Consider the following 12,497-nt stretch of genomic DNA (forward strand, 5'->3'; position numbering starts at 1 on the left):
GGAATTATAAAAATTCCTTGGCGTAACGGAAACCTCAACTAAACTAAACACTTTTATGACAACAACAGTCTTAAAAAAGTGCATTGCTATATGTGCATGCGTTAAAAATTGATCTTGCTCTTTCAATTGGCTTTAACGCAGAATTGCAGGACAAACATAAAATCTAAAATTGATTCGGAAGGGGGTGAATTAACGGATGGCCGTTTTCAACCAACGGATGACCGTTTTGAATTGGTGGATGTAAATATGGGGTATGCTGAAAATGGTCGGAAAGGTGTCTTTTCAAGGTAACGTTAGGGCAAAAAAAAACAGCCCAAAGGGCTGTTCTATGTTTTAATAAGATAATCCGACTTAGGATATGTCCTCTGTTGTGGCCCCTGGGGCATTTTTCTTCACAGAAGCAATGCCATTTTCCATGGCGGCCGTACTGGAATACATTTCGCTCGCCCCAATGACCTGCCCGTTGGAGGCCTTTAGGTTGAAATAAGGACTGCCATCCTTGGCCGTCTTTCTGTCGAACTTACTGTCGTCCTGGGAGTTCTTTTTTACCGACTCTATGCCGTTTTCGCAAGCAGCTTTTGTGGTATATGCCTCACTGCTAAGGATAACTTGGCCGTTTCCAGCCTTCAAATTAAACCTGAACTGACCAGATTTATCTGTTTTGATCTCAAATTTTCCCATACTTTATCTGTTTTGATATACTAAATCTAGAGATTTTCTTAAAAAATGACCAATAATTGAAAGGAAAATTGACAATAAAGTATTGTTGGGGCGGTTTTAAAGATCAAAAAAGGGAACATGATGAAAACACCAAGCTCCCTTTTGTCCATTTTTTATGTAAAGATCTATATCCTTACCTGTCCGTCCCCAAATACATAGTATTTGTTGGTCACCAATTGTTTCAGCCCAAGGGGTCCCCGGTGGTGCAGCTTATCCGTACTGATAGCCAGTTCCGCACCCACACCCATTTGGCCCCCATCCGTGAACCGGGTGGAAGCGTTTTGGTACACGGCGGCACAATCCACATTTTCCATAAAGGTCTGGGCAATGCTGTTATCCTGGGTCATTATGGAGGCGGAATGACCCCCTGAATGCCTGTTGATTTTTTCTATGGCCCCATCAAGGTTGTCCACAGCCCCGATGACGCATTTCATGGCCAAAAATTCCTCTTCCCAAACGGATGCATCCGAAATGGATTCTTCATCTGACAGTATGGTTTGCACATTTTTGTCCACCAAAATGGAGACTCCCTTTTCCTTCAGGACTTTTTGGAGCTCCTTTAGTTTTTCTTCATAGCCTTTGATGCGAGTGTCCACCAAAATTTTGTCCAAGGCGTTACAGGCCGATATTTTATGTGTCTTCGCATTGATGATGACCTCCAAACTTTTCTTCCAGTCGGCATCTTTGTGCACATAGAGGAAATTGTTCCCCCGGCCACTGACCAGAACGGCGCATTTGGCATGCTCCTTCACGAAAGCGATCAGCCGCTCACCGCCTCTTGGGACAATGAGGTCCAGGTCTTGATCGGGATTTCTTAGAAAGTCTTGGGTCTGTGTCCGGTCCATTTCCAAAAATTGGATAAAATTGGAAGGAAGATCATTTTCCGCAAGGGCCTGATGCCAAAATTGGACCAAGGCTTTGTTACTGTGGTAGGCTTCCTTTCCGCCCTTCAGCAAGATTTTATTATTGGCCTTGAAAGCAAGTACGGCGGCCTCAACGGTCACATCGGGCCTGGATTCATAAATGATCATAATGGTGCCGAAAGGGGCCGTTTTGTTGATGATCTTCAATCCGTTGTCCAAATTTCTGGTGGAAATTTCCTTGTTCACAGGGTCTTCCTGCAAGCGGACTTCCTTGACAGCTTGGATCATTTGGTCTACTTTTTTTTGGTCCACCACCAAGCGGTCATAAAGGGCTTGGTCGTCCCGGTCAAAAGCATCCAGATCTTTTTTGTTGGCTTCCAGCAATAGGCTTCGGTCCTTGTCCAGGATCCGTTCCATATCACTCAATACCTTGTTCTTTATCGTTGTGTTCAATAATTTCATTAGTTGTGATTTTAACGGGAAACCTCGGTTCCCACTGTTTTTCCTTCGATGATGTCGAGGATGACATTGTCCCTTTTTCCATTCACGATGTAGGATGGGATGTTGGCCGCTGCGGCAATTTGTGCATAGTTCAGTTTGGAACCCATGCCACCACGTCCTTCGCCCTCGGCCTTGTTGCCTTCTTCGATATACTTGTCCAGGTCTTCTTCCGGTGCCACTTTTTTGATGACCTCGGAGTCTTCTTTTTCGGGATGGCCATTGTACAGCCCATCGATGTCCGTCATCAAGATCAACCTGTCGGCGTTCATCAATTGTGCCAACAGTGTGGCCAATTCATCATTGTCCGAAAACATGGACATGGCCACGGAAACGGCATCGTCCTCATTGGCAATGGGCACCACACCTTCGGAGAGGAGCCCTTCGAGACAATTGATCATATTGTCGCGGTGCACACCCGGATTAAAGTCCCGTTTTGTGGGCAATACCTGTGCACATTTCATTCCATGGTCACTGAATATGTTGTAATAATGGCGCATCATTCTGGGCTGCCCTATGGCAGAATAGACCTGTCTACGTTGGGTCTTGTCCTTTATCTTGGCTTTTCCCAACACCTCTTTTCCGGCAATCACCGAACCAGAGGAGACCAAAATGGTCATGATGTCCCGTTCATACAGCTCTGCAATCTGTTGGACCAGATTGTTGAGCACGGGTCTTACGATTCTATTGTCTTTATTGGTCATCACATTGGTTCCCACCTTGATGACCACGAGTTCTTTGTACATGTTTTAATATTCTTCGCCGAGTTCCACTGCCCTGTTGAATGCAGCAAATGCGGCTTCCTTGATTAATTCACTTACGTTGTTGTCCTGCATGGAGTCCAGTGCGGCCCGGGTGGTCCCCCCTTTGGAGGCGACCCTTTCCATCCAGGAATCGGGCGTTAGGTTGGACTGGTTGAACAGTTCCACGGCCCCAGTAAAAGTCTGGCTCACCAGCACTTTGGATACATTTTCGGAAAAGCCCATTTGCAGTGCGGCTTCCATCATGCTTTGCATGAAATAGAAGACATAAGCGGGCCCGCTCCCGGATATTCCCGTGGAGGCATCGATGTATTTTTCGCTCTTCACGCGAAGTGATTTTCCCGTAGTGTCCAAAAGACCTTCCGTCATGAATAATTCCAAACGCGATACTTCTTCCGCGGAGACATAACTGGTGAGTCCTTTGCCGACCTGTGCTGGTAGGTTGGGCATGGCCCTGACCACTTTTTTGATGCCCAGTGCATCTTGGATGTACTTGATGGTGACCCCTGCCATGATAGAGATGAACAATTGTTCCGGGTTTACCAATTCTTTCATGCGTCCCAAGAGCTCTTCGGCATGATAGGGCTTTACGGCCAAGAAGATGATATCTGCTTTGGGCACGCAGTCCTCCAAGCGTTCCATGGCATCAAAATGGGCAATTTTGCCCACTTCTTCCATTTTTTCCTTTGACTTGTCCAAGACCATGATGTTGCGTTTCTTCAGCAACTTGGATCTGGACATACCTGTGGCATAGGTAAGCCCCATGTTACCTGCGCCAATGACCAATACTTTCATTGTTTTTTGTTAAAAGGGTTAGTGATTTTTATGCGGAAATGTTGCAGTCCTTACAGTCCTTTACTTCGCCGTAATAGGTTTCCCTGTATTTGTGCAATGTGCGTATGGGAAGCCCCATGATGTACCTTTTGATATAGGTAACTTGGGTGGTCAGTTCTCCCATTTTAACGCTGTAGCGCTTTTCATACTTTGTTTCCCTTTTGATTCTTGAAAGTTTCATTGTATTGTTAAAAGTGTTGATGACTAAATGTTCTCCTGACCTAACAGGAATTTTTGCCGGTATGCGGCCTTTTTTACTGCTTTTCTTCGTTCTACTGATTTTTTGGTGTATTCCTGCCGGTCCCTGATCTCATCCAAGCGCTTGGTGTTTCTATATTTTCTCTTATAGCGCTTTAGGGCACGTTCGATACTTTCTCCAGGTTTTACTTCGATTTTGAGCATATATTGATTTATCTGTTTAATCTCATTTCCATATGGGTTTCGTTGAACCCGTTCTCTTCAAAAAAATGTTTGTTGGGGCATTGGTTCCCACTGGTGATGTGGACGGCAACGTCCCCCTTGCAATACTGGAGCGTATAGCCCAGTAATTTCTGTTCGATGCCTTTGTCCCGATGCTCCTTGTGCACCACAAAGAACACCAGGAAATTTTCGGGGATATAGTCCCCCATTCCGGTTTTGTTCACCACGGCCAGACCCAAGATCTCATTCTTGTCCTCCACGGAGAACACGTAACCCCCAAGTCCAGGGATGTCTTTGGTGCAATACTGGATGGCTTTCCGTATGGCCTGCTTTTCAGCCCTTCTACCTTCTTGGTGATGGAAGAGAAAATTGGCAAACCTTTCGGCTTCCATGGTGGAGAGCCGTGTAAAGGCGTCGTAGGTTTTGATGACCATGGTTTTGTCTTGGACGATGATGTTTTTTTGTTTTTCAGGTTAATAGGTGCAATAGGAGATGGGGATGCAAAACCATGGACAAATTGCCCAAAACAATGCATCAGTGAATTACCCAACTAGGGGCGGTCGATTATAGGGTAGGTGGAATGAATTTATCCGGTTGGTTTCGAAATACCAGATAATTAAAACTAAGTATCCTACAGTTTTTTCTCTCGTGGAGTTTGATTTTCATCACCGCAAAGATAGTAAAATAAACCGCAAGTGCCAATTTTACTGGGGGTTTAAGTTTTCTGTAACGTTTTGTGCCCAATCTTTCCTACATAATTTTTAGGCCCCGACCACCTCTTCAACATCATAAAAATGATTTTGGAAATGCCGCCAACGGTTTGCCATAGCTAGTATATACCCATTGGAAAGTCGATGGAAATGGACCTTCCAAAAAGGAAATTCCCAACCTACAGGATGTAATCTCTATATTGCAGAATTTCTCTCTAAAAAGGATGTGTAAAACAGAAGAAATGTACCAAATCGGGTTCAAATTGAACCATTTTTTCATTCTGGTTCGATTTTTCCATTTTTGACTTATCTTGGATTCCAAAGAGTGAAGATGCAGATGATCACATTAATTAGGTTCAATGAGAAGAACAGTTAAATACATATTCCATATTTTGTTGATGGTCTATGGCCTGAATGTATATGGTTCCAAAGTGGATACCGTAAGTACCTATAGTCCATCGATGGGTAAATCCATAAAGGCAGTGGTGATAACCCCCGATTCCTATGCTGCGGACAAAAAATATCCTGTGGTTTACTTGTTGCATGGATATTCGGGCAACTATGCCGATTGGATAAAGCGGTCTCCATCAATTAAACAGTATGCCGATCAGTATGATGTGATCATGGTGTGCCCAGATGGCAATTACTCCAGTTGGTATTTGGACAGCCCCATGAAACCGGAAAGCAAGTACGAAACTTATATTGCCAAAGAACTTGTTTCCTGGGTAGATCAAAATTATAGCACGCTTGCCGATAGGTCTGGCCGGGCCATTACCGGGCTGAGCATGGGTGGCCATGGAGCCCTGTCCTTGGCCATAAAGCATCAGGATGTGTATAGCATTGCAGGCAGCATGAGCGGAGGGGTTGACATTAGGCCCTTTCCGGACAACTGGGAGATTTCACAACTTTTGGGGTCTATTGAGGATTTTCCGGACAGATGGAAATCGCATAGTGTCGTGGAATTGGCCCAATCCCATGCAATGGATTCGTTGGAAATCATCATGACATGCGGTTCCGAAGATTTTTTCTTTGGAGTGAACAATGACCTGCACCAAATCCTATTGGAAAAGAAGGTGCCCCATACCTACATTTCGGCCCCGGGGGGACATGCTTGGGATTTTTGGGTGTATTCCATTGGGCTTGAGATGGATTTTATCCACGAGAAGTTCCAAGAAAAGTATTGATTTCTTCTGTGTGCAGTAATCTTTGATGTAAGATACGGCTCAACCCACCAAATTGATGAAATTACTTATGGCGAGCCCAATGATCAGGAGCAGGCCCAATGCGCCCCAGATTTTTGTGATGGGCGAATTGACATGCTGCCCCATGATGGCCTTGTCGTTTCCGATCAAGTACATGGTGATGCCAATGAAAGGGACCAAGAATATGGTAATGCTCTGTGCAAATACGATCAGTTCCAAAGGAAGGCTTCCAAAGACCAGGGCAATGATGGATCCCGCAATCATGACAATGGATATGAACACCTTTACCATTTTATGGTTCAAGTCGCTGTTATACCCAAGCGTGTCCCCAAGAAGGGACCCACCCAATACGGCATTCCCTATCAGTGAGGAAAACGACCCTCCAAACAGGCCGATCAAGAACAGGAACGAAGCATAGTCCCCAAGGAGGGGTTCAAGTGCTTTCCCCATATCGCTGGCAGAGGTTACCTTAATGCCTTGGGGATGGAGCACGTTTGCCGCGCAGATCATAACGGCGGCACTCATTACCCCCAAAATAATGATGCCTACTCGACTGCTCAGTCTTTCTGTTCCATCGGCAGCATTGGTTTTGGACAATTTTTTTCTTTCCTGTACAAGATAGGACTGGTAGAAGGCACCCACGAGCGAAAAACAAGAAGCGATAAAAGCAACGATGAGACCAATTGAACCTTCGGGAGCACTAGGCACCAGACCCTTCAATACCTCCAATAGGTTGGGCCGTATCAAAATGGCGGTGGTCAAAAAGGACAAAAGCATTAATAGGACCAATGCAATCATTATTTTTTCCAACACTTTATAAAAGGACTTGAAGAACAAGAGCAGTATTCCAATAATATTGAAGACCACGATCCATATTTTCGGATCGGAGCCTGATGCCTCCGCTATGGAGATGGCCACGCCGGTAGAGTTGCCCGCTTGAAAGGAAATGGCCACCAAGAATATGCCCAGACCAATTAAAATGGAAACGGGTTTGCCAAATTTCTTTTTGATCAACGTCAACAGCGTTTCTTTGTTTTGGGCCCCTATTCGTGCGCCCATGGTGGTGAAGACCATCATAAAGAATATGGCCACTACAATGACCCATAGCAGATCGTTGTTGTAATCTGCACCCATTTTGGATGTTATGGTCATTTTGCTGGGGCCAAATACCAGGGCAGCGGTGATGATGCCAGGGCCCAAAATGAGCAGCCAATTTCTGTTGGGGGATTTTCTCTGTGTAGACATGATGTGTGGGTTAGATAGGTTTTTTGTTTTTGGATGGGTTATAGCCTCGATTTAAATATTAGGTCACTCCGACTTTCATATAGGGAATTGAAAAGTGTTGTTGTTTTCAAATGTAGAAAATCATACAGAATAACACTAATAATGTATACATTATATTATCGATATAGATTTCAAATAAAAGTTCTGGAAGACACTTTTTAAAAGATAAAAACCTTGTTTCGGGCTATTTTAAGGCCGTTTTTTGTTAAATTCAAGGATTTATTTTTTTTGTATACAAAATATTTATATGTTAGTATACATAATTACAAAAGCCAGCTCAAATTCATGTGAAGAATTCTACATTTTAGGATTCTGGTTGAGATTGCTGCAAAACAGCAAATGCTTGAAAACGAGGTGGTATTTGTGAAAAATAAGGGAAATCATTAAACAACTACTCCGTATGATGAAGGAAAAAACGTAATCAATTTGAATGAGAATTTCAGTTTAACAAATAACTATAACCATGATAACTAATGAAAACAGACTTTAAAGGTAGAGAAAACAAGATGTGGAGCAAAACAAAGGTAGTCCTTCTTGTTGTTCTTGTGTTCAACTTCAATGTAATGGCCCCATTGAAGTTGCAAGCCATGGAAAGCGAAAATGAGGCATTGCCTTTTAATGAACAGAATACCATAACCGGACGGATCACGGACATCAGTGGCAATCCGCTTCCGGATGTGGAAATATTTAATTTGACCACAGGCCAGTCCGTACTTTCCAATGCGGATGGGGTCTACTCCATAGCAGCTGAGGAAAGCGATGTCCTACAATTTAGTCTGGTAGGCTTTATGGACCAAATGCTCCAGGCCGAGAATTCCGCCTTGGTGGTGTTGGCGCCCGCACCAAAAGAATTGGACGAGGTTGTTGTGGTAGGGTATGGTACCCAAAAGAAAGAGAACCTTACCGGTGCTGTCAATTCAGTGGTGTTCAACGAATCCACTAGCAGTCGCCCCAATATGAACCTTTCATCTGCCTTGGTAGGTTTAAGCTCAGGCTTGAATGTTTCGCAAACTTCGGCCGCTCCGGGTGCAGAAGGTTTCAATATATTGGTAAGGGGTAGGGGAACCATGAACGATGCCTCACCTTTGGTGGTCATTGATGGTATCCCAGGAAATCTAAACGATGTCAACCCCAATGATGTGGAAAGCATATCTGTGCTCAAAGACGCATCGTCATCGGCCATATATGGGTCGAGGGCTGCCAATGGCGTTATTTTGGTCACAACAAAGAGAGGCAAGGGAGAGCAATTCAAGGTCACCTATAGTGGGTATACAGGACAAGTGTCCGCCGCCAAACGGATTGACTTTATTTCGGATATGGCCACCCATATGGAGTTGGTCAACGAATCTGAAGGAAGGGAAAAATACCCTATTGCCCTCATCGATGAATGGAGAAGCGAATCCGCAAATGGCAATCCACTGTATCCCAATACGGATTGGTATGATGAAATGTTGAAAAACTCCATACTCACGGAGCACAATCTGTCCGTGCGTGGAGGAGGTGAAAAAGGCAACTTTGCCATTTCATTGGGTTATTTGAAAAACGAAGGGATCTTGGATAGGTCGGATTATACCAGATATAACTTCCGTATAAATGCGGACGCTAAAGTGAAGGACTTCTTCACTTTCGGCGGAAATGTTTTCGGTTCATGGTCGGATAGAGGACCTATCGATGTAGGGAGCTTTTTCTCAAGTATACGAAACACGACACCGGGCGTAATCCCAGTTTATGAGGACGGAAGATATGGAGGGGAAATGTTCCAAGGCCTTCCCGAAGGGTCAAACCCAAGGGCCTTGGTGGACAATGCCAGGGGGAATTACGAAAAATTGCAGTTGGGTCTGAAGTTCTATGGCATCATTGATATCTTCAAGAACCTGGAATGGGAAAACAGCTTTGGATTGAACTATGCCAACAATAGGGATTGGATCTACGTTAGGCCATTCTCCCTTTGGAATTTCCAGACCGATTTTGAATATCAGAAGAAACCAAGCATCAATAGTCTCTTCAATCAGAGCAGTAGAAGTTACACCACCGTGGTGACCTCGCTCTTGCGCTTCAACGAAACCTTCAATGGGACCCACAGTCTTTCCGCCTTGGTGGGCTTTGATCAGCAATACAACCGTTTGGATAGGTTCAATGCGAAGAAGAACGATATTTTGGGGGACGATTCCATCTATATCCTGGATGCAGGGACCAATCTTGAATCGGCCAATGGATCAGGAACCGATGATGCCCTCAGGTCCTATTTTGGAAGGTTGAACTATAACTACAAAGGGAAATATCTGTTCGAGGCCAATGCCCGTTACGACGGTTCCTCCCGATTTGCGGAGGACAATCGATGGGGATTCTTCCCATCATTCTCGGCAGGTTGGAGAATCTTGGAAGAATCATTTGCCAGCAAGTTGAAAAATACTTTTGACGAGATCAAGATAAGAGGTTCTTGGGGAAAACTTGGGAACAACAGGATCGGGGACTATTCATACCAGGAAGTGTATGGATCTTACCTCTACCCATTTGGTGGTTCGCTCCAGCAGGGGGTTGCGCCAATTGAATTGGCGAACAGCAGGTTGAAATGGGAGACCACGACCATCACAAACGTTGGTTTGGACCTATCGTTGCTGTCCAGAAGACTGAATTTGTCCATGGAATATTACAATAAAACAACCAGCGATATTTTGACCAAGATCCCAATTCCATTGGTATTGGGTAACTTTTCGCCACCATGGCAGAACATAGCGGAGATGGACAACTCCGGCTTTGAGTTCCAATTGGGATATCAAGGGAATATCGGTAAGGATTTCAGCTACAACATAGCGGGTAACCTCTCCACGGTGAAGAACAATGTGACCAAGTTCAACGGAGACCAATCCATAAACGCGGCCACCATTACGGAAGAAGGCAGTGCGTTCAACAGCTTTTATCTTTTGGAATTTGATAAGATCATCCAAGATCAATCCGAGATAGATGCATTGTTGGCAGAGGGTTATACCTTCGGCTCGTATGTTGGTGGTACACCTGGGCCTGGTGATATGCTGTACAAGGACACCAACGGGGACATGGTCTTCGATGACCAGGATAGAGTGGTCAAGGACTATTCGTCCCTGCCCAAAATAACCTATGGGTTCAATTTCAATGTTGGGTACAAAGGTTTTGACCTGAACGTGGTGGCCCAAGGGGCAGAAGGTGTCAAGCAGTATTGGGGGAACGATGGTTTCAATACCTTCAATATAAACGAGGGCTTTTTGCAGCGCAAAGAGATCCTGAACCGTTGGACACCAGAAAATCCTTCTACGGTATATCCTAGATTGCATACCTCGGGATCGGCATTGAACACGGCCTACAGTGATTACTGGTTGTATGATACATCGTACTTCCGAATCAAATCGTTGCAGTTGGGGTATGTTCTGCCCGAGGAAGTGACCTCCAAGTTCAAAGTGGATAGGCTAAGGATATATACCAACCTCGAGAACTACTTTACGTTCACGAAATTTGATGGATACAACCCTGAAAATGCGGGTATTTCATATCCTTTGATGAAGCAATGGGTAGTTGGACTGAATTTAACATTTTAAAAGAAAAGTGATGATTAATAAGATAAATAGAATACTACTGGCATTGCTTTCCCTATTCATTGTGGGTTCATGTAGTGATGATTTTCTCGATAGGGATTCGTTGGTGGGCCTTTCAGAAGGGGGATTCTGGCAATCGGAGCAGGATGCCATCATGGGGGTGAACGCCCTTTATGACGCCAACCGTGAATTCACCAACAGCATAGTGATCTATGGCATGATGGATGACTTTACCGATATCTCCTATCAGTCATGGGCCACGGGCCTCACTACGGGTAATTTTCCCTCGAATGCCTCATTTTACTCCAATTCCTGGGGGATATTTTACAAAGGCATCTACCGGGCAAATACCGTTTTGGAAAATGTGCCCGATATTGAAATGAACCAGGCCACAAAGAATCGCATCTTGGGTGAGGCCAAGTTCTTTAGGGGCTATTTTTACTTCAAGTTATGGGATTTCTTTGGAGGGGTGCCTCTATATGATACCGCAATGAACGTGGATGAGACCTATAAGCCAAGGAGTACAGAAGAAGAAGTATACAACTTTATTGTGAGTGATATGACCGATGCTTTTGAGCTGCTTTCCGAGAACTATGACCAGTCCAACAAAGGTCGCGCTACAAAGTGGGCGGCATTGGCCATGCGCGGTAAGGCACATCTTTGGGCAGAACAGTATGAAGAGGCTGCGGAAGATTTCAAATACCTGATGGACAACAGCGACAGGACCTTGATTGACGATTTCCATAGCCTGTTCCGAGTGGCCGGCAACAATAACGATGAGGTCATTTTTGATGTGCAGTACATAGCCGAGCAAGGATATGGTTTGGCCACAGACCGAAATTATGGCAATGCCAGGGGCGCTACCTCTGGTTCGCAACGGACCAGACCTACCCCTAAATTGGTCAACGCCTATGAAATAATCGATGGAACACCGTTCGATTTTGCAAACTTTACGGACGCCGGAGGGGATACTTTTGACCCGAACGACCCTGCGGATTGGCAAGATGAAGAAGCGGTACGGAGGCTTTTTGAAAATAGGGACCCCCGTATGCAACAGGCCATTGTGGTGCCATGGTCCACATTTGTGGGTAGAAACGAAGTGGAGTACCTTTATAAGTTCCCAGTGGATACATCGGACCCTTTGGCCTATGTTCCCATTTGGACGGCAGGAAGCTATGCATGGAGGAAATTTGTGGAAACAGGCTCTGTATATACCTTGCAGAACAATATGCCCCAAAACTTCCCGCTCATCAGGTTGGCCGATGTTGTTTTGATGTATGCAGAGGCAAAGAACGAAGCGAGCCCTGGCGACCAGAGTATCTATGATGCGGTCGATGCTGTGCGCGAACGCGCCGGTTTGCCCGATCTGCCTTCTGGCTTGAGTCAAGATGAGATGCGGGAGAGGATCAGGCATGAGCGTATGGTGGAACTGTGCGGTGAAGGGCAGCGCTATTCCGATATCCGCAGATGGGGCATCGCCAAAGACGTTGTCGATGGGGTATGGATGACCGAGTTTACCGGGGTGAATATAAGACAGAGGGGCTTCCCCGACCATTACTATCTATGGCCAATTCCACAAACAGAAATTGATGTGAATCCGGCCTTGACGCAGAACCCAGGTTGGTAGGTATTTAGG

11 protein-coding genes are annotated in these 12,497 nt (G+C 45.1%); 3 read left to right on the forward strand and 8 right to left on the reverse strand.

Annotation, left to right across the window (positions count from 1 at the left end):
* Positions 1–351: 351 nt before the first annotated feature.
* The 7 genes from DB398_RS09240 to DB398_RS09270 all read right to left on the reverse strand — a co-directional run bounded on the left by DB398_RS09240 (position 352) and on the right by DB398_RS09270 (position 4,530).
* Positions 352–681, reverse strand: coding sequence for a YegP family protein (locus DB398_RS09240; protein WP_108424106.1), 330 nt, complete (start codon positions 679–681; stop codon positions 352–354).
* 164 nt (positions 682–845) lie between these two features.
* Positions 846–2,045 (reverse strand): glutamate-5-semialdehyde dehydrogenase, encoded by a 1,200-nt coding sequence (locus tag DB398_RS09245; RefSeq protein ID WP_108424107.1) that lies wholly within the window; start codon positions 2,043–2,045, stop codon positions 846–848.
* An 11-nt stretch (positions 2,046–2,056) separates the two neighbouring features.
* Entirely contained in the window at positions 2,057–2,827 is a 771-nt protein-coding gene (gene proB / locus DB398_RS09250; RefSeq protein ID WP_108424108.1) for a glutamate 5-kinase, read from the reverse strand.
* A gap of 3 nt (positions 2,828–2,830) precedes the next feature.
* Positions 2,831–3,637, reverse strand: coding sequence for a pyrroline-5-carboxylate reductase (gene proC / locus DB398_RS09255; protein WP_108424109.1), 807 nt, complete (start codon positions 3,635–3,637; stop codon positions 2,831–2,833).
* A gap of 28 nt (positions 3,638–3,665) precedes the next feature.
* Positions 3,666–3,857, reverse strand: coding sequence for a hypothetical protein (locus tag DB398_RS09260; protein ID WP_072877949.1), 192 nt, complete (start codon positions 3,855–3,857; stop codon positions 3,666–3,668).
* Positions 3,858–3,880: 23 nt separating this feature from the next.
* Positions 3,881–4,078, reverse strand: coding sequence for a 30S ribosomal protein S21 (gene rpsU / locus DB398_RS09265; RefSeq protein WP_108424110.1), 198 nt, complete (start codon positions 4,076–4,078; stop codon positions 3,881–3,883).
* Positions 4,079–4,086: 8 nt separating this feature from the next.
* Entirely contained in the window at positions 4,087–4,530 is a 444-nt protein-coding gene (locus tag DB398_RS09270) for a GNAT family N-acetyltransferase (RefSeq protein ID WP_108424111.1), read from the reverse strand.
* Between the two features lie 635 nt (positions 4,531–5,165).
* Between DB398_RS09270 and DB398_RS09275 the strand changes: the two genes are divergently transcribed.
* Entirely contained in the window at positions 5,166–5,990 is an 825-nt protein-coding gene (locus tag DB398_RS09275) for an alpha/beta hydrolase (protein ID WP_108424112.1), read from the forward strand.
* A gap of 39 nt (positions 5,991–6,029) precedes the next feature.
* Here the strand turns inward: DB398_RS09275 and DB398_RS09280 are convergent, their stop codons facing one another.
* Positions 6,030–7,253, reverse strand: coding sequence for an Nramp family divalent metal transporter (locus tag DB398_RS09280; RefSeq protein ID WP_108424113.1), 1,224 nt, complete (start codon positions 7,251–7,253; stop codon positions 6,030–6,032).
* A gap of 602 nt (positions 7,254–7,855) precedes the next feature.
* Between DB398_RS09280 and DB398_RS09285 the strand changes: the two genes are divergently transcribed.
* Together DB398_RS09285 and DB398_RS09290 are read left to right on the forward strand one after the other, a co-directional pair.
* Complete coding sequence (locus DB398_RS09285; protein WP_159076382.1) at positions 7,856–10,864, forward strand: SusC/RagA family TonB-linked outer membrane protein; 3,009 nt, start codon at positions 7,856–7,858, stop codon at positions 10,862–10,864.
* A 10-nt stretch (positions 10,865–10,874) separates the two neighbouring features.
* Positions 10,875–12,488: a RagB/SusD family nutrient uptake outer membrane protein gene (locus DB398_RS09290; RefSeq protein ID WP_108424115.1), complete on the forward strand. Its 1,614-nt coding sequence runs from the start codon at positions 10,875–10,877 to the stop codon at positions 12,486–12,488.
* Positions 12,489–12,497: the final 9 nt, after the last annotated feature.

The sequence above is a fragment of the Flagellimonas amoyensis genome (assembly GCF_003058265.1).
GTDB classification, from domain to species: Bacteria; Bacteroidota; Bacteroidia; order Flavobacteriales; family Flavobacteriaceae; genus Flagellimonas; species Flagellimonas amoyensis.